Source organism: Lentzea albidocapillata, assembly GCF_000719115.1.
Classification (GTDB): Bacteria; Actinomycetota; Actinomycetes; order Mycobacteriales; family Pseudonocardiaceae; genus Lentzea; species Lentzea albidocapillata.
Genome location: NZ_JOEA01000030.1, coordinates 1 through 17110, shown reverse-complemented (window position 1 = coordinate 17110; position 17110 = coordinate 1). Strand labels below are relative to the sequence as shown.

Below are 17110 nucleotides of genomic sequence, written 5' to 3'. Positions count from 1 at the left end.
TCCTCAGTGCGCCACGGCGGCGGCGCCGTGCTCGTCGACGAGAGCGCCCGTGGTGAAGCGCTCGAGGGTGAACGGCTCGTTGAACGGGTGCGGCTTGTCGTGGGCGATGGTGTGCGCGAAGCAGTCGCCGACACCGGGCGTGGCCTTGAAGCCGCCGGTCCCCCAGCCGCAGTTCAGGTACAGGCCGCCGACGGGCGTGAGACCGACGATCGGCGAGGCGTCGGGGCTGACGTCGACGATGCCCGCCCAGGTCCGCAGCAGGTGGGCCCGCGCGAAGACCGGGAACAGCTCCAGCGCCGCCGACATCTGCTGTTCGATGATGTGGAACGAACCCCTTTGGCCGTAACCGTTGTAGCTGTCGATGCCCGCGCCCATCACCAGTTCTCCCTTGTGCGCCTGGGAGACGTAGACGTGCACGGCGTTCGACATCACGACGGTCGGGTGGACGGGTTCGAGCAGCTCGGAGACCAGGGCCTGCAACGGATGCGAGGCGAGCGGCAACCGCAGGCCGGCCATCTTCGCGAGCACCGAGCTGTGGCCGGCCGCGCACAACGCGACCTTGCCGGCGGCGATGCGACCGCGTGACGTCTCGACCGCGGTGATCCGGCCCTGAGCCGTCTCCAGACCGGTGACCTCGCAGTTCTGGATCAGGTCGACGCCCATCGCGTGCGCGGCGCGTGCATAGCCCCACGCCACGTAGTCGTGCTTCGCGATGCCCGCGCGTGGCTGGTAGGTCGCGCCCAGCACCGGGTAGCGGACGTCCGGCGAGGTGTTGACGATCGGGCAGATCTCCTTGACGCCGGCGGGATCCACCCATTCCGCGTCGATGCCGTTGAGCCGGTTGGCGTTGACCCGCCGGACGCTGTCGCGCACGTCCTGCAGGCTGTGCGCCAGGTTCAGCACACCGCGCTGGTCGAACAGGATCGGGTAGCCGAGGTCGTCCTCCAGGCCCTCCCACAGCTTCAGCGAGTGCTCGTAGATGCCGGAGCTCTCGTCCCACAGGTAGTTCGACCGGATGATCGTGGTGTTGCGGGCCATGTTGCCGCCCGCGAGCCAGCCCTTCTCCAGCACCGCGACGTTCGTGATGCCGTGCACCTTCGCGAGGTAGTACGCGGTCGCGAGGCCGTGCCCGCCACCGCCGACGACCACGACGTCGTAGGAGGACTTCGGTTCCGGGTCGTCCCAGAGGAAGTCCGGGTGCTCCGGCAGGTGCGCTCCGGGCGGCTGAGCCGAGCTGGTCATGCGCGACGCCTCCAGCGAGATCCGTCTGGTCGACTACTGGTATATCAGTCTGTGCGTTACCGTAGGTCACATGAACGCACGGGTCAACGACGAGCCCGCCTCCGTCTCACTCACCGAGCAGGCGTACGCGGTCCTGCGAGATCGCCTGGTCATGCTGGAGATCAAGCCGGGTGAGCCGATCAACGAGGACAGGCTGCGCACCGAGCTCGGCGTCGGCCGCACCCCGATCCGCGAGGCCCTCAAGCGGCTGGAGCAGGAACGGCTCGTCGTCGCCTTCCCGCGCCGCGGCACGTTCGCGACCGACGTGAACATCTCCGACCTCTCGCACATCTCCGAAGTGCGCCGGACCCTGGAACCCCTCGCCGCGGCAGCCGCAGCCGAACGCGCCACGGCCCAGGACAGGACCGCGCTCACCGACCTGCGCTCGCGGCTCGACACGGCGGCGCCGACGGGCGACAACACGGAACTCCTGCGCACCGACGTCGGCGTGCACCGCGCGATCTACGGGTGCGTGCACAACCCGTTCCTCGAGGACACCCTGATCTCCTACGACAACCTGGCCACCCGGATCTGGTGCGTCTTCCTGCCACGACTGTCCGGAATGGCCGGTCACGTCGACGAGCACGTGCCCCTCCTCACCGCGATCATCGAGGGCGACGCGAAGAAGGCGAGCGAACTCGCCTCCCAGCACGTCATCGGTTTCGAGCAGGCGATCAGGGCGTTGATCTGACGGTCAGCTCGTCCTGTACCCAGCGGTGGAACTCCCCGATGTGGTGCTCGGAGGGAACCAGCACACCCCCTTGCGCGTAGGCCCGCGACGACATGCCGGGCTGACACCGTTCGCAGGCCTCGAAGTCCTGCTCGTTGACGCGGTGGAAGAGCTCGACGGACCGCGACACGTCCTTGCCGGTCGCGACGACGTCCTTGGCGTAGAGCCAGTCGCACTCGACGATCGTGCGGTCGGCGGCCATCGGGAACATCCGGTGGATGATCACGTGGTCCGGCACGAGGTTGATGAACACCTGCGGCCGCACGGTGATCGCGTAGTACCGGCGTTCCTGGTCGGAGGCGACGCCGGACAGGTTCTCGAAGCCCTCGCTGCCGTCGATCGTGAAGCCCTTGATCTCCTCGCCGAACACCGCCCCGTGCCCGACGTAGTACTGCGCGGCGTACCCGTCCGCGAACTCCGGCAGGACCTCCGTGAGCTCGGGGTGGATGGTCGCGCAGTGGTAGCACTCCATGAAGTTCTCGATGATGAGCTTCCAGTTGGCCTTGACGTCGTAGGTGATCCGGCGGCCCAGGTCCAGCTCGCTGACCTGGTAGTTGCCGATCGCGTCGAGGTTGCCCAGACGTTCCCGCACGTCCTGCTGCACGGTTTGTTCGAACGACGCGGGCTCGTCGGCCAGCGACAGCCAGGCGTAACCGAGCCATTCTCTTAGATGTACGGGCCTGAGGCCGTACTCGACGCGGTCGATGTCCGGCATCGACGTGAGGTTCGGCGCGGCGACCAGCTTGCCGTCCAGGCCGTAGGTCCAGGCGTGGTACGGGCACTGGAAGTTGCGCTTGACCGTGCCGGTCTCCTCGACGCACAGCTTGGCGCCGCGATGCCGGCAGATGTTGAGGAACGCGCGCAGCGAGCCGTCGCGCGAGCGGGTCACCAGGACGCTCTCGCGTCCGATCTGGACGGTCCGGAAGTTGCCGGCGTCCGGCAGGTCGGCGGCGCGGACCGCGCAGAACCACATCCGCTCGAAGATGTTCTGCTGCTCCAGCGCGAAGATCGCCGGGTCGGTGTAGGTGTTGCCGGGCAACGTGGGGATCAGGCTGGACGGGAGTTCGGTCTGGGTCATGCGCGGATCCGCTTCATCTCGGGGTCGAACAGCGGTTCCACCGCCACGACGGCCTGGACACGTTCACCGAAGTACTCGATCTCGACCGGCGTGCCCTCGACAGCCACCTCGGCAGGCAGCCACGCGTAGGCGATGTTCCTGCCGATCGAGTAGCCGCGCGCCGCGCTGGTGACGTACCCGACCGCCACCCCGCCCGCGAACACCGGTTCGGAACCCATCACGACCTGGTAGTCGTCATCGATGACCAGGCAGGTGAGCTTGCGGGCCACGGTCTCCTCCGACCTGCCCTCCAACGCCTTGCGGCCGTGGAAGTAGCCCTTGTTCATCCGGACCGCGAAGCCCAGCCCCGCCTCGAACGGGTCGTGCTCGGTGGTCACGTCGGCGCCCCACGAGCGGTAGCCCTTCTCCAGCCGCATGCTGGTGAACGCGCTGCGGCCGGCGGCGATGACACCGTGCTCCTGCCCGGCTTCCCAGAGCGTGTCCCAGAGACGCCGCCCCATGTCCGCGGTGGTGTAGAGCTCCCAGCCGAGTTCACCGACGTACGACAGGCGCATCGCGGTGACCGGAACCTCACCGATGAAGGCTTCCTGGGCCTTGAAGTACCCCATTGCCCCGTGGGAGAAGTCGGTGCGGGTCAACGGTTGCAGGAGATCGCGGGCCAGCGGCCCCCACAGGCCGATGCAGCACGTGCCGGGGGTGATGTCGGTGATGTGCACGCCGCCGTTGGGTGGCATACGCCTGCGCAGCCAGTCGAGGTCGAGCGGGCCGTTGGCGCCGACCTGGAACCGGTTCTCGCCGAGCCGGGCGATGGTCAGGTCGCTGCGCACTCCCCCGTCCTCGTTGAGCAGCAACGTGTAGACCACCGCGCCCGGCTTGCGGTCGAGCTGGTTGGTGGTCATGGTCTGCAGGAACGTCAGCGCCTCCGGGCCACTGACCTCCAGCCGCTTCAACGCGGTCATGTCGAACATCGCGACCCGCTTGCGTGCGACGAGGGCCTCGGCACCGGCGATCGGCGACCAGAACCGGGACGCCCACTCGTTGCGTTCGGGGATCTCCGCGACCTCGGGCAGTGCGGCGTTGGCCTCGTACCAGTGCGGCCGTTCCCAGCCCGACGCTTCGAGGAACACCGCGCCGAGTTCCTGCTGCCGCTCGTAGAACGGACTGGTGCGCAACGGTCGCGGGTTCTCGGCGGGCTGCAGCGGGTGCAGGATGTCGTAGACCTCGACGAACGCCCGGCAGCTGCGTTCGTGTACGTAACCGGTCGAGCGCTGGACGTCCTCGAACCGGTTGATGTCGCAGCCGTGCAGGTCGATGCCCGGCTGCCCGTCCACCAGCCACTCGGCCATCGCCTTCGCGACACCGGCCGAGTGCGTGATCCACACGGCCTCGGCCACCCAGAACCCGTTCAGGCCAGGGTGTTCGCCGAGCAGCGGGTTGCCGTCCGGGGTGAAGGAGAACAGGCCGTTGACGCCCTCCTCGACCTTCGAGTCGGCCAGCACCGGCAGCAGGTCGACGGCGGCGTCCCAGGAGGTCTCGAAGTCCTCCGGGGTGAACGCGATCTCGGACGGCATGGTCGGCGCGACGTCGAAGTCGAGGATGTCGTCCGCCGAGATCGGCATCGGCCGGTGCCCGTACGCGCCGATGCCGACGCGGTCGACGTGCTCGCGGAAGTACAGGTCCGCGTCCTGGTGGCGCAGCAACGGCTTCGACATCTCGGACAGCTCGGTGTTGACGCCCTTCAACGCCGCCAAGGGCGCCGTCTTCGCGTACTGGTGGGCCATCGGGACGAGCGGGATGTCGAGGTCGACCATCCTGCCGATGCGCGGGCCCCACATGCCGACGCACGACACCACGACGTCAGCGGGGAAGGTGTCGTGCTCGGTGACGACGGCCTTCACCCGGCGGCCGGTGCGTTCGATGCCGGTGACCTTGTGGTGTGCCAGGAACTTCGCGCCGCGTTCCATCGCCCTGCGTGCCTGTGCCTCGGCCGCGCGCAACGGCTTCGCGATGCCGTCGCTGGGAATGTGGAACCCGCCGAGGATCTTGGCCGGGTCGAGCAACGGGTGCAGCCGCGCGCACTCCTCCGGATCGCGCAGGAAGCTCTCGACGCCCCACGACGTCGCCCAGCCGTGGCGGCGCTTGATGTCCGTCCAGCGTTCCGGGGTGGTGGCGACCTCCAGGCCGCCGAGCTGCTGGAAGCACCACTGGTCGTCCATCGTCAGCGCCGTGTACTTCTCGACGGTGTACTTGGCGAACGAGGTCATGGTCTTGCAGCCGGTGGTCTGGAAGACCAGGCCCGGCGCGTGGGAGCTCGACCCGCCCGTCGAGAACAGCGGTCCCTGTTCGAGCACGGTGATGTCGGTCCATCCACGCGCGGTCAGTTCGTCGGCCAGCGCGCATCCGACGATGCCCGCGCCGATCAGCACGACTCTCGGCTGGGTCACAGGACCACCACCGAACGGAGCACGCGGCCGTGGTGCATGTCCTCGAACGCCTTCTCGACGTCGCCGAGCCCGATGGTCTCCGAGACGAACGCGCCGAGGTCGAGCCGGCCCTGCAGGTACAGGTCGATCAGCATCGGGAAGTCACGTGACGGCAGGCAGTCGCCGTACCAGGACGACTTCACCGCGCCGCCGCGTGAGAACACGTCGATCAACGGCAGTTCGAGCACCATGTCCGGGGTAGGCACTCCCACGAGCACGGCGAGGCCGGCGTGGTCCCGGGCGTAGAACGCCTGCTGGAACGTCTCGGGGCGGCCGACCGCGTCGATCACGACGTCGGCGCCGTTGCCCTCGGTGAGCTCGCGAATCGCCTCCACGACGTCCTGCTCGCGGGCGTTGACCGTGTGCGTGGCACCGAAACGCCGCGCCCACTCCAGTTTCGTGTCGTCGAGGTCGACGGCGATGATCGTGCGCGCCCCCGCCAGCCGGGCGCCCGCGATGGCCGCGTCACCGACACCACCGCAGCCGAGCACGGCCACGCTGTCGCCTCGGGTGACGCCGCCGGTGTTGATCGCGGCCCCGATGCCCGCCATCACGCCGCAGCCGAGCAGGCCCGCGACCTCCGCCGGTGCCTTCGGGTTCACCTTCGTGCACTGTCCCGAGTGGACGAGCGTCTTCTCCGCGAACGCGCCGATGCCCAGCGCGGGTGACAGCGGCGTGCCGTCCTCCAGCGTCATGGGCTGCGCGGCGTTGTGGGTGTTGAAGCAGTACTGCGGCCGGCCGCGCAGGCAGGAGCGGCACGAACCGCACACCGCGCGCCAGTTCAGGATCACGAAGTCGCCGGGTTCGAGGTCGGTCACGCCGTCGCCGACGGCCTCCACGACGCCCGCCGCCTCGTGCCCGAGCAGGAACGGGAACTCGTCGTTGATCCCGCCCTCCCGGTAGTGCAGGTCGGTGTGGCAGACCCCGCAGGCCCGCACAGCCACCAGCGCCTCGCCGGGGCCGGGGTCCGGCACGAGGATGGTCTCGACCGAGACCCTGGCCCCGCGCCCCGCCGCCACGACACCTTTCACCGCATGTGCCACTGCGAACGCTCCTGTCAGACGTGGAGTTGGAGGGGGTTCTTCCCGGCCGGCCGGGTGGGAACGGAGAGCGACAACGGGCCAACCCTTCCGAACGAGTTCCGCAATACGCAACGAGATTCGCATTATGCAACTACAGCGCGCATCACGGTGCGGCCCGGAGGAGCCGTTGTCAAGCCCTTGTCGCACGGACGGAGGCATCCAAATAACAGAAGAGCTGTGTCCTGAACGAGTAACCAGTACAGGCAGGGCGTTGCCCCCGGAGGGAGGCGCCGGGGCGCCACATCGGCCTCGGGGCTCGCTATTCCTGAATCTCTTTCACAGCACGGGATGCCCCATGCGCACGGAGAGGTCACGGGACGCGACCCGCAGCTCCTCGACGATCTCGGGCATGCGCTTCTGCGAGAGCCGGTAGGCGGGGCCGGCGGCGCTGATCGCCGCCACGACGTCGCCATGGGAGCCGAACACGGGCACGGCGACCGCGTGCAGACCGGCCTCCAGCTCCTCCATGCAGGTGGCGAACCCGTCCTCGGCGGTGCGGCGGAGCACGCAGCGCAGCTTCACGGGATCGGTGATCGTGCGCGGGGCGCAGGGCTCCAGGTCGCCGGACAACAGGCGTTCCTGCTCGGCCGGCGGTGCGGCGGCGAGCAGGACCTTGCCGCTCGACGTGGCGTGCAACGGCGTGCGCTGGCCGATCCAGTTCTGCGCCGCCACCGCCGAACTCCCCCGCGCCTGGCTCACGTTGAGGGCCACGTCGCTGTCGAGGATCGCGATGTTGACGGTCTCTCCCAGCCGATCCGCCAGCGCCGAGCAGACGGGAGCTCCCACCCGGACGTAGTCGAGCTGACCGCTCACCGCCCCGGCGAAGCGGAGCATGCCGATGCCGATCCGGAACGGGCCGCGTTCGCCGTCCTGTTCCACGAGGTCACGGGCCTGGAGCGTGTAGACGAGTCTGGACGCGGAGGACTTGTGCACGCCGAGCTCGGCGGCGATCTCGGTGATCCCCGCTTCCCCGTTGCGGGCCAGCAGTTCCAGCACCGCCACCGCCCGATCGACCGATTGCACCAGCGCCGGGTCGCGCGCCTCCCCGTTGTTGCTCATCACGCAACATTATCCGATTGGCGCAACGCCGTGTTGCGAACGGACACCAGGGCGTTGCCCCGAGCGGGCGCCGGGGTGTCTGCGGCGGAGTTTGAGTCTTGACGCGTCCGGAACGCCTCCGTCATCCTTCTGTTGCGTATCGCACACCCAGTTCCGTAATACGCAACGGAGGGTTTCTGATGATCACCGCCTGCGCCGTCGACGACCTGCCACCGGGCGAGTCCGTGCGGGTTCACGGCAAGCCTGCGATCGCGGTCTTCAACGCGGACGGCGAGCTCTACGCGATCGACGACACCTGCAGCCACCAGGACGCGTCGCTGTCCGAGGGCTGGCTGGAGGGGTGCTTCGTCGAATGCCCGCTGCACGCCGCGCTTTTCGACCTCCGCACGGGCATGCCGACGTGCCTGCCCGCCAAGAAGGCCGTGCGCACGTACCCGGTCGTGGTGCGGGACGGCGTGATCTACGTGGACACCGGCGGCCAAGAGGCCGTGGCGTGAGAACGGCCGCTGTCGCCATGAACAACGGCGAGCTGCGCCGACGCGACTAAGCCAGGTCCTCGGCCTGCAACTCGGCCCGCGACGACACCCCGAGCTTGCGCAGCACCCGCGCCGCGTGCTGCTCGACGGTGCGCGGCGACAGGAACAGCACGTCGGCGATCTTGCGGTTGGTGTGGCCGGCGACCAGCAGCCGGGCGACCTCCTGCTCGCGCGGCGACAGCTCGTCGCCGTAGCCGCGCCTGCCGCGCCGCGACGGCTTGCCGCCGCCGATGCTGCGCAGCTGGTGCCGGCACCGGGCCGCGTCACGGGTGGCGCCCAGCCCGTCGAACGTGTCCACGAGGGCCGACAGGATCTCGGCCGCCTTCTCCTGGTCTGACGGCAGCAGGCAGGCGGCTTCGCGTTCGGCGACCAGTGCGGCGGGGTAGGGCGCGGGCAGCGCCGAGTACCGGTCTGCGGCCTCGCGGAAGAACGACATGGCGGTGTCGAACTGACCGCGTGCCTCAGTGAGCAGGCCGCGGCACCAGGCGAGGGCGGCGAACGCCATCGGGGCGTCCCTGCCCTCGATTCCCGCGGCGATCTGCTCGATGAGCGTCTCGGCGTCGGTCTCCCGCCCGGCCGCGAGGAACGTGGCCACGGCGACCGGGCCGAGCTCGGTCGCCCACACCCACACGCCCTTCGTGCGCACGATCGCCAGGCCGCGGTCGACGTCGACGCAGGCGCGGGTGATCTCGTCCTGCGCGAGCATGGTCCTCGCGAGCGCCGCGCAGCCCGCGACGGCGACGGGAATGATCGACTCCTCGGGGGCGAACGCGCCGGTCTCGGTGAGATAGCTGGTCGCCTCCGCCCACTCCCCCCGCGCCATCGCCAGCGAGCCGAGCACCAGGCACAGCTCGCTGGCCAGCGGGAACAGGTCGCGGTACTCGTCGAGCAGGCTCGACGCCCGATCGGCGAGGCCGTCCCAGTCACCCGTCAGCCAGTCGAGGCGGGCCCTCGTCGCGTGGGCGGTGCTCGCGGTGAACGGGGCACCGCACTCGGCGGCGAACCGCAGGCCGTCGCGCAGCAGGTCGGCGCACCGGCCGAAGTGACCTGTCGTGGTCATGGCGTCGGCGAGGTTGCAGTGGGCGCGGGCGAGCTGGCGCAGTTCGCCCGACGTGGAGGCGGGCCGGAAGCCCCACTCGGCCAGCACCGAGGGGTCGCCCGTGTGCATCTTGGAGCCGACCTCGTTGGCGTACAACGCCATTCTCTGCTCGGGGTCGGTCTCGGCGGCGCGTGCCCGGCTGACGCGGTCGAGCCAGGGCTGGACCTCGCTCATCGGAGTCACGCCCAGGTAGGACAGTCCCAGCACGGCTTCTCCGCGCGCGGCCAGGTCCGGGACCTCGGTCAGGTCGGCGACGGCCCGTTCTAGCTCGGAACGGGCCTCCTCGATCCCGCCCGCCTGGCGGATCAGCAGCACACCCCGGTAGTGCCGGACCTGCCCGCGCGCAGCGGTCGACAGGCGCCGGTCCGACAGCAGGCGTTCGAGCGCCTCGGTCGGGTCCAGCTGGTCGAGGCCCTGGTGGGCGACCTTGCCGAGCTTGATCGCCAGCCGGTCGACGTCGGCCACGGGCACGGCCGGGTCGAGCAGCAGCCGTTGCAGCAGGGCGGTGGCCGTGCCCGCATCCCCGTTCTCGACCGCCCTGTCCGCGGCGGCTTCGCCATAGCGCAGCCACGCGGACGTGCGGCCGGCGCGTTCGCTGTGCTCGGCGAGCTGGACGAGCGGGCGTGGTTCGACCCGGTCGAGCACCTCGGCCGCGCGGCGGTGCAGGTCCTGGCGGTCCGGTCCGCTCAACGTGTCGTAGACGGCCTGCTGGGCCAGCGCGTGCCGGAAGCCGTACCGCCGTGCGTCGACCTCGTGCAGGACATGGCCCGTCAGCGCGTGCGTCAAGGCAGCACGGCTCTCACTGATCTCAGCCACCTCGCCGAGCAGTTCGGCGGACGCGGGCGCGCCCAGCACCGCCGCGGCCTCGACCAGCCGGGTGGCGGCGGCGGGCAGTGCGGCCAGGCGTTCGGCGATGGCGTCGCGCAGCAGGACCGGAACGTCCACGTTGTCGAGCAGCCTGCGTGCCGTGGCTCCGTCCGCGTGTACGGCGCCGGCGGGATTCCGCAACGCCCGCAACGTCTCCTCGACCACGAACGGGATACCGGCCGTGCGTTCGTGCAGCTTGGCCGCGAACTCCGCCGACACCGCCTCGCCGTCGAGGATCGCCGACGTCAGCGCCCGCACCTCGGCCACGTCGAGCGGTTCGAGTTCGAGCAACGCGCTGGTGATGCCGGTGGGCGGCCGGTACGCCGAGCCGAGCGGCACACCACCGGGCACGTCCTCGCGCCGGTAGGTGACCACGATGGACAGATTGGCCGGCGGATCACCCATCAGGAACCGCAGCAGCTGCCGGGAACCGTCGTCGGCCCAGTGCAGGTCCTCGACGATCAGGAGCACCGGCCCGAGCACGCCGAGCAGTTCGCGGAGAGCACGGAACAGCCGATGGCGGTCGGCGCGCGGATCACCGGTCGAGGGCAGCGGCGCGGGCAGGTACTCGGCGAGTTCCGGCAGCAGCGCGCCGAGCGCTCCCGACACCGGGCTCAGCCGTGAGTGGTTGCGCGCCAGGCGATCCGTGCAGTCGCGCAACGCCTCCAGCACCGCGCCGTACGGGAACGGCTCCCCCACCGGCTGGCAGTGGCCCATGAGGACGAGGAGCGGCCCCAGATCGGTGTCCAGCAACTCCCGCACCAGGCGTGACTTCCCGACGCCCGCCTCGCCCTCGATCATGACGACCGCGGGCTGGTTCGGCACGGCCGTCCGCAGCGCGCCGAGCTGGTCACCTCGGCCCACCAGCACCGGCGAGCTGGTGCGCATCAGTCCGCCGGGGTCGCAGCGCCGCGCCCTGGACTTCGGTGTCCGGCTCATCCGCACCGATGTTAGGTGAAAGACGGGTATCCCTACGTAGAGATATCCGGATTGTTCGCCGTTCGGCCTCGATCGATGGTGATCGGCACGTGCCGCCCATCCCTGCAGTGGCGGCCAGAACGGAGAACCCGAGATGCGACTCGATCGCACAACACGCGTGCTCGCGGCGGCCGGCCTCGGCCTGGCCGTCGCGGCGGCGGTGAGCAGCCCCGTCTCCGCTCAGACGGGCTCGATCCAGAAGAGCGACAAGCCCGTCGCGGGCAGCTACATCGTCGTCTTCAAGGACGGTGCCACCGACGTCCCGACCACCAACGCCAAGGCGCTCGGCCTCGCCCGCAAGCACGGGGGCAAGGTCAGCAACACCTACGTCGCGTCGGTGCGCGGCTTCGCCGTGAAGCTGGACGAGGCGGCGGCGCGGCGGCTCGCGGCCGACCCGTCGGTGGCCTACGTGCAGCAGGACGGCTGGGCGAGCATCTCCGACACCCAGACCAACCCGACCTGGGGACTGGACCGGATCGACCAGGCGAACCTGCCCGTCGACCAGAAGTACACGTACCCGAACACCGCCCCGACCGTGACCGCGTACATCCTGGACACCGGCATCTACAAGGCGCACAGCGACTTCGAAGGCCGGGCCACGGACGGCTACGACTTCATCGACAACGACCCGGACGCGTCGGACTGCCAGGGCCACGGCACGCACGTCGCCGGCACGGTCGGATCGAAGACGTACGGCGTGGCGAAGAAGGTGAACCTGGTCGGTGTCCGCGTGCTCGACTGCAGCGGCAACGGGCAGTACTCGCAGATCATCAAGGGCATCGACTGGGTGGCCCAGAACGCGAAGAAGCCCGCCGTGGCGAACATGAGCCTCGGCGGCGGCGCGGACTCCACTGTGGACAGCGCGGTGCAGCGCGCGATCGCGACCGGCGTGACGTTCGGCCTGGCGGCGGGCAACAACAACGGCAACGCCTGCAACACCTCTCCCGCCCGCGTGCCGGAAGGCATCACGGTCGCCGCCAGTGACTCGGCCGACAAGCGCTCGATCTACACCGGCGGGCAGGCCTCGAACTGGGGCTCCTGCGTCGACCTCTTCGGGCCCGGCTCGAACATCACGTCGACCAGGAACGGCGGCGGCACCACCTCCATGGGCGGCACCTCGATGGCCACCCCGCACGTCGTCGGCGCCGCCGCGCTGTACCTGTCCGCGAACCCGTCCGCAACCCCTGCCCAGGTTCGCGACGCGCTGGTGAACAACGCCACGACCGGCAAGATCACCGATCTCCAGGGCTCGCCGAACAAGCTGCTCAACATCAGCTTCATCGGCGGCGGTGGCCCCGACCCCGAGTGCCCGGCGGCCACCAACGGTGACGACGTGTCCATTCCGGACACCAACACCGCGGTCACGTCGTCGGTGAGCGTCACCGGCTGCACCGGCAAGGCCTCGGCCACCACCAAGGTCAAGGTCGACATCAACCACCCCTACACCGCTGACCTGGCCATCGACCTGGTCGGTCCGTCCGGTGCCACCTACAGCCTCAAGAAGGCCAAGGGCGCCACCTCGTCCGCCGGTGTGCACGAGACCTTCACGGTCGACGCGTCCGCGGAGAACCGCGACGGCACGTGGAAGTTGCAGGTGACCGACGTCTGGACCTACGACGCCGGGAACATCGACACCTGGACCCTGACGTTCTGACGACGCCCGGAAGGATTCCCATGCATCGCACCACCTGCGGGCTCGCCGTTCTGATCGTCTCCTCCGCCCTGCTGGCCACCCCGGCACAGGCGGCTGAGGCCGACTTCGTCAAGGCCAAGAACCCCGCGGCCGGCGGCAGCTTCATCGTGTCCCTCAAGCCCGGCGCCGCCGTCCAGGCGTCGTCGAGCACTCTCACCCAGAGGTACGGCGGCACCCTCGACGCCGTGTTCTCCCACGCCATGCGCGGCTTCCAGGTCAGGAACCTGACCGAGGCCGCGGCGCGGAAGCTGGCGGCCGACCCCGCCGTCAAGGCCGTCTACCAGGACGGCACCGCGAAGGCGCTGGACGTGCAGACCAACCCGACGTGGGGCCTGGACCGCGTGGACCAGGCGAACCTGCCGCTGGACAAGAAGTTCACCTACCCCAGCGGTGGCGCGTCGAACGTGACGGTCTACGTCACCGACACCGGCATCAAAACCTCGATCGCCGACTTCGAGGGACGCGCGTCCGTGGGCGCCGACTTCATCGAGGACGGCCAGAACGGTCAGGACTGCTCCGGTCACGGCACGCACGTGGCGGGCACCGTCGGTTCGAAGACCTACGGCGTGGCGAAGAAGGCCAAGCTGGTCTCGGTCCGCATGCTCGGCGCGAGCTGCGGGAACAGCGGCCCTGACTCGGCCGGTGTCAAAGCCATCGAGTGGATCACCGCGAACGCGCAGAAGCCCGCTGTGGTCAACGCTTCCTGGACCTTCGACACCGCCGACATCGGCAACGACGCCATCGCCGGCATGGTCGGCTCCGGCGTGCAGATGGCCACCGCGTCGGGGAACAGCTCTACCAACGCCTGTTCCACCGGCCCCGCCAAGATCGCGTCGCTGATCACGGTGAACGCGACCTCGTCCAACGACGCACGCGCCTCGTTCTCGAACTTCGGCAACTGCACGGACATCTTCGCCCCCGGTGACGGCATCACCTCGCTGGGGCTGAACGGCGGCGCCACGAACATGTCCGGCACGTCCATGGCCTCTCCGCACGTCGCGGGTGTCGCGGCCCTGTACCTGTCGGCCAACCCGTCCGCGAGCCCACAGGCCCTGCGTGACGCGCTGGTGAACAACGCCACCGACGGCAAGGTCACCAACCCGGGCACCGGTTCGCCGAACAAGCTGCTGTACAGCGGTTTCATCAGTGGCGGTCCCGACCCGGTGTGCGGCCCCGGCACGAACGGCGACGACGTGTCCATTCCGGACACCGGCACCGCCGTCTCGTCGTCGGTGACGATCTCGGGCTGCACCGGCAACTCCACGGCCTCGGCAACCGTCAAGGTCGACATCAACCACACCTACACCGGCGATCTGGCCATCGACCTGGTCAGCCCGTCCGGCAAGTCCTACGTGCTCAAGAAGGCGGGCGGCGCCTCGTCCTCGGCGGGTGTCCACGAGACCTACACCGTCGACCTGTCCTCGGAGGCGCGCAACGGCACCTGGAAGCTCCAGGTGACCGACATCTACACCTACGACACCGGCAACATCGACACCTGGACCCTGACTGTCTGAGTCTCGCGTAACAGAACGAGCCCCGGAGCCTTGTGGCTCCGGGGCTCTTCCCTGTTCCCCCAACGGGGTCTAGCGGGTGACGGTCAGCGTGAACGTGGTCGTGCCGGTCTTCCCGTCGGCCGAGGTGGCCTTGATGGTGATCGGGTAGGTGCCGGGCGGGGTGGAGAAGTTCGTGAAGATCCAGACGTTGCTGCTGCCGTTCTGGCCGATCGTGGCCGGGTTGAACGACATCTGCGCACCGGTGGGCACACCGGACGCCGTCAGCGTCAGGTTGCCGGTGCCACCGGCGGCCTTCACCAGGGTCTGGGCCAGCAGGCCCTGCCTGACGCTGGCCGACGACGGCGACGCGGTCACCGTGACCTCACCGGTCGGCGGATCGGTGCCCTCGACCGTGAGCGACACCGTCGTGGTGGCGGTCTTCCCGCCCGCGTCCGTGCCCGTCACCGTGATGCCGGTCGTGCCGGCGGTCGCGGTGCTGGAGACGTCCAGCGTCAGCTTGGACGAGCTGCCGGCACCCACCGAGGCCGGCTGGAACGTGGCCTTCACGCCGCTGGGCACGCCCGAGGCCGACAGGGTGATCGTCTGGCCGTCGCCGTTCGACGAGATGGTCGTGGAGACGTACTTGCCCTTGGCCGCCTTCACACTGCTCGGCGAGGCTCCGAGGGTGAAGTCGCCCGGCTGCGGGTCGCCACCACCGGTGACGGTCAGCGAGTACTTGCCGGACGCGGTCTTGCCGGTCGACGTGGTGCCCGTGATCGAGACCTCGTAGGTGCCGTTCGGTGCCGTGGTGGCGGCGTCGAACGTGACCTTGGCCGAGTTGCCGGTGGTCACCGACGTCGGCTGGAAGACCGCCTTCACCCCGCTGGGCAGACCGGAGGCGGACAGCGTGGCGTCCTCCGCGCCACCCGAACCGGCCGTGGTGGTGATGCCCGCGGAGAGCGTCTTGCCTGCCGCCACCGAACCGCTGCCCGGCGCGACGGTCAGCCCGAAGTCACCGACCGGGGGCTGCTGGCCGACCTCGGTCCTGACCCAGTCGCCCATGTCGTTGTCGAGGCGGCCGTAGATCGAGTACCACTTGAAGTCCGACCGGCTCCACGACGCGACGCCGTAGATCTTGCCGTCGAAGATCAGCGGGCCGCCGCTGTCACCGGGCAGGATCGAGATCCGGCCGTCGGAGTACCCGGCGCAGATCATGGTCGCCGACTTGAAGCCCGCGCCGACGCCCTGGCAGACGCTGTCCCCGTTGACGACCGGCAGGCTCGCCTTGTCGAGGGTGACGTCCTTGGAGGTGTCGTTGAAGTCCTTCTTGCCGTAGCCGAAACCCAGACCGGTCCTGCCGGGCGCGGCACCACCGGCGTCCGCCGAGGTGGCGACCGCCGGGTAAGCGGCACCGCCCTTGAGCGCGATGTCGCGGTCCACGGTCACGACGGCGACGTCGTAACCCTGGTCGAAGTTGACGTACTTCGGGTGCTTCTTGTAGCTGACGACGTTGACGGCGAACCCGGTACCGGCGCCGCCCTGGTAGTCCTTGAGGTCGTCGAGCCCGTAGACGAACTTCTTCTCCCCCTGGGCATCCGCGCAGTGCGCCGCGATCAGGATCTTGCGCGGCGCCACGACCGTGCCGGAGCAGGTCTGGCCCTCCGGCCGGGTGCCACCGGCGCGGATGCCCGCGATGATGCCGGGGAACTCGCTCACGGTGGCGTTCTGCCCGCCGACGAACATGGGCGAGGCGTCACCGAGGTTGGCGGGGACGGTGTCCCCCAGGTAGTTGGCCGCAGGGGCGTTCGGCGGTGCGGCGTTCGCGATGCTGACCGGCGTCAGCACCGTGGCCGCGACCAGGGCCAGCAGGCCCCAGGACCGTGGTGTTCTCGTCACGTTGGTTCCTCTCCGGATCTCGGAACGGCCCACCTCAGGGCAGGGACGGCGGCCGTTCGCTGCGATCACTGTCGGAGCCCCGCACGTGCGGAACAATCAGGGTTCGCATCCGTAGGGGTACGGAACTTTCTCCCTACGGCCTGCGGAAGATCGTGATGGAGTGGCCCACGACGTCGATCGGCGCGCTCGTGTCGATGAGCGCACGCAGAGCGTCGTCGGCCTTGGCGATGGCCGTGTTGGACACGACGAGCAGGCCGTGCACCTGGTCCGGCAGCACCCCGCGCGGGTCGGCGGCATGGATGCCGTAGTGCTCGGGCACCCCGGAGCCCTTGTAGACGAGCCACATCCGTTCGCCGGGGTACCGCTTCAGGCGGTCGGCCAGCCTGCCCAGGTCCTGGCCCCAGTCGACGTTCGAGTCGTGCAGGTGCAGGTGGGTCTTGGACGGGCCGCCGAAGATCTCGTTGGAGTACGGCAGGTAGTAGGGGAACGTCCACAGTCATGAACTCGTCCTTGCAGGGACGAGTTTGCCAATCGCCGCGAGCGGCGGTTTCCAGGCTTGCTGCTGCCGTCCTAGCTGGCTGCCAGGGTGGGCGCTGCGTCCGGGCGCATGACTTCGCCCCGACACACGACACCGCGAGCCGCGATGTTGAGTGCCGCGTTGTGGTCGGCGTGCCCAACGAAGTCACACCGGCCACAATGGAACACCGCCTGACTGCGGCGGTTGCGTTTGTCGACATGCCCGCAGGCGTGGCAGGTCTGCGAGGTGTAGGCCGGATCGACCTGCACCACCACCACACCAGCCCGCTGGGCCTTGTAGGTCAGGAACTGACCGAGC

General features: G+C 69.4%; 13 protein-coding genes. 4 read left to right on the top strand and 9 right to left on the bottom strand.

Going from position 1 to position 17110, the window contains the following annotated elements; all coding sequences use genetic code 11:
* Nucleotides 1-3: 3 nt before the first annotated feature.
* Nucleotides 4-1242, bottom strand: a complete 1239-nt coding sequence (locus IG04_RS0137845) for a sarcosine oxidase subunit beta family protein (protein ID WP_030481566.1) — start codon at nt 1240-1242, stop codon at nt 4-6.
* Between the two features lie 70 nt (nt 1243-1312).
* On the opposite strand from IG04_RS0137845, the gene IG04_RS0137840 reads away from it, so the two are divergent.
* On the top strand, nt 1313-1972 hold the full coding sequence (locus tag IG04_RS0137840) for a GntR family transcriptional regulator (RefSeq protein ID WP_030481565.1): 660 nt from the start codon (nt 1313-1315) through the stop codon (nt 1970-1972).
* Here IG04_RS0137840 and IG04_RS0137835 read toward each other — a convergent pair.
* The 4 genes from IG04_RS0137835 to IG04_RS0137820 all read right to left on the bottom strand — a co-directional run bounded on the left by IG04_RS0137835 (nt 1956) and on the right by IG04_RS0137820 (nt 7713).
* On the bottom strand, nt 1956-3089 hold the full coding sequence (locus IG04_RS0137835; RefSeq protein WP_030481564.1) for an aromatic ring-hydroxylating oxygenase subunit alpha: 1134 nt from the start codon (nt 3087-3089) through the stop codon (nt 1956-1958). The genes IG04_RS0137840 and IG04_RS0137835 overlap by 17 nt on opposite strands.
* The gene (locus IG04_RS0137830) at nt 3086-5533 is read right to left on the bottom strand and encodes a GcvT family protein (RefSeq protein ID WP_030481563.1); all 2448 of its coding nucleotides are present in this window, start codon (nt 5531-5533) and stop codon (nt 3086-3088) included. Before IG04_RS0137830 ends, IG04_RS0137835 begins: the two co-directional genes overlap by 4 nt.
* Complete coding sequence (locus IG04_RS0137825) at nt 5530-6615, bottom strand: S-(hydroxymethyl)mycothiol dehydrogenase (RefSeq protein WP_030481562.1); 1086 nt, start codon at nt 6613-6615, stop codon at nt 5530-5532. The genes IG04_RS0137830 and IG04_RS0137825 overlap by 4 nt, the downstream gene beginning before the upstream one ends.
* Before the next feature lie 315 nt (nt 6616-6930).
* A complete protein-coding gene (locus IG04_RS0137820) occupies nt 6931-7713 on the bottom strand; it encodes an IclR family transcriptional regulator (protein ID WP_030481561.1) in 783 nt (260 codons plus the stop codon).
* A gap of 179 nt (nt 7714-7892) precedes the next feature.
* On the opposite strand from IG04_RS0137820, the gene IG04_RS0137815 reads away from it, so the two are divergent.
* Nucleotides 7893-8210 carry a bifunctional 3-phenylpropionate/cinnamic acid dioxygenase ferredoxin subunit gene (locus tag IG04_RS0137815; protein ID WP_030481560.1) on the top strand — a complete coding sequence of 106 codons (318 nt, stop codon included), beginning with the start codon at nt 7893-7895 and terminating at the stop codon, nt 8208-8210.
* Between the two features lie 46 nt (nt 8211-8256).
* Here the strand turns inward: IG04_RS0137815 and IG04_RS0137810 are convergent, their stop codons facing one another.
* The gene (locus tag IG04_RS0137810) at nt 8257-11154 is read right to left on the bottom strand and encodes an ATP-binding protein (protein ID WP_245815979.1); all 2898 of its coding nucleotides are present in this window, start codon (nt 11152-11154) and stop codon (nt 8257-8259) included.
* 133 nt (nt 11155-11287) lie between these two features.
* On the opposite strand from IG04_RS0137810, the gene IG04_RS0137805 reads away from it, so the two are divergent.
* A complete protein-coding gene (locus IG04_RS0137805; protein ID WP_030481558.1) occupies nt 11288-12847 on the top strand; it encodes a S8 family peptidase in 1560 nt (519 codons plus the stop codon).
* Between the two features lie 20 nt (nt 12848-12867).
* A complete protein-coding gene (locus tag IG04_RS0137800) occupies nt 12868-14400 on the top strand; it encodes a S8 family serine peptidase (RefSeq protein WP_030481557.1) in 1533 nt (510 codons plus the stop codon).
* A gap of 69 nt (nt 14401-14469) precedes the next feature.
* Here IG04_RS0137800 and IG04_RS0137795 read toward each other — a convergent pair whose 3' ends face one another.
* The 3 genes from IG04_RS0137795 to IG04_RS0137785 form a co-directional block, all read right to left on the bottom strand.
* Entirely contained in the window at nt 14470-16275 is a 1806-nt protein-coding gene (locus IG04_RS0137795; protein ID WP_030481556.1) for a trypsin-like serine protease, read from the bottom strand.
* Nucleotides 16276-16408: 133 nt separating this feature from the next.
* Nucleotides 16409-16621: a hypothetical protein gene (locus IG04_RS48445; protein ID WP_030481555.1), complete on the bottom strand. Its 213-nt coding sequence runs from the start codon at nt 16619-16621 to the stop codon at nt 16409-16411.
* Nucleotides 16622-16845: 224 nt separating this feature from the next.
* Nucleotides 16846-17110, bottom strand: a 265-nt coding sequence (locus tag IG04_RS0137785) for a zinc ribbon domain-containing protein (protein WP_030481554.1), incomplete at its 5' end; no start/stop codon positions are given.

What these genes read in the sequence shown, in the direction of transcription:
- IG04_RS0137810 (WP_245815979.1), bottom strand. Translation starts at nt 11,154, where the DNA reads ATGAGCCGGACACCGAAGTCCAGGGCGCGGCGCTGCGACCCCGGCGGA.
- IG04_RS0137820 (WP_030481561.1), bottom strand. Translation starts at nt 7,713, where the DNA reads ATGAGCAACAACGGGGAGGCGCGCGACCCGGCGCTGGTGCAATCGGTC.
- IG04_RS0137800 (WP_030481557.1), top strand. Translation starts at nt 12,868, where the DNA reads ATGCATCGCACCACCTGCGGGCTCGCCGTTCTGATCGTCTCCTCCGCC.
- IG04_RS48445 (WP_030481555.1), bottom strand. Translation starts at nt 16,621, where the DNA reads ATGTGGCTCGTCTACAAGGGCTCCGGGGTGCCCGAGCACTACGGCATC.
- IG04_RS0137845 (WP_030481566.1), bottom strand. Translation starts at nt 1,242, where the DNA reads ATGACCAGCTCGGCTCAGCCGCCCGGAGCGCACCTGCCGGAGCACCCG.
- IG04_RS0137815 (WP_030481560.1), top strand. Translation starts at nt 7,893, where the DNA reads ATGATCACCGCCTGCGCCGTCGACGACCTGCCACCGGGCGAGTCCGTG.
- IG04_RS0137835 (WP_030481564.1), bottom strand. Translation starts at nt 3,089, where the DNA reads ATGACCCAGACCGAACTCCCGTCCAGCCTGATCCCCACGTTGCCCGGC.
- IG04_RS0137840 (WP_030481565.1), top strand. Translation starts at nt 1,313, where the DNA reads ATGAACGCACGGGTCAACGACGAGCCCGCCTCCGTCTCACTCACCGAG.
- IG04_RS0137805 (WP_030481558.1), top strand. Translation starts at nt 11,288, where the DNA reads ATGCGACTCGATCGCACAACACGCGTGCTCGCGGCGGCCGGCCTCGGC.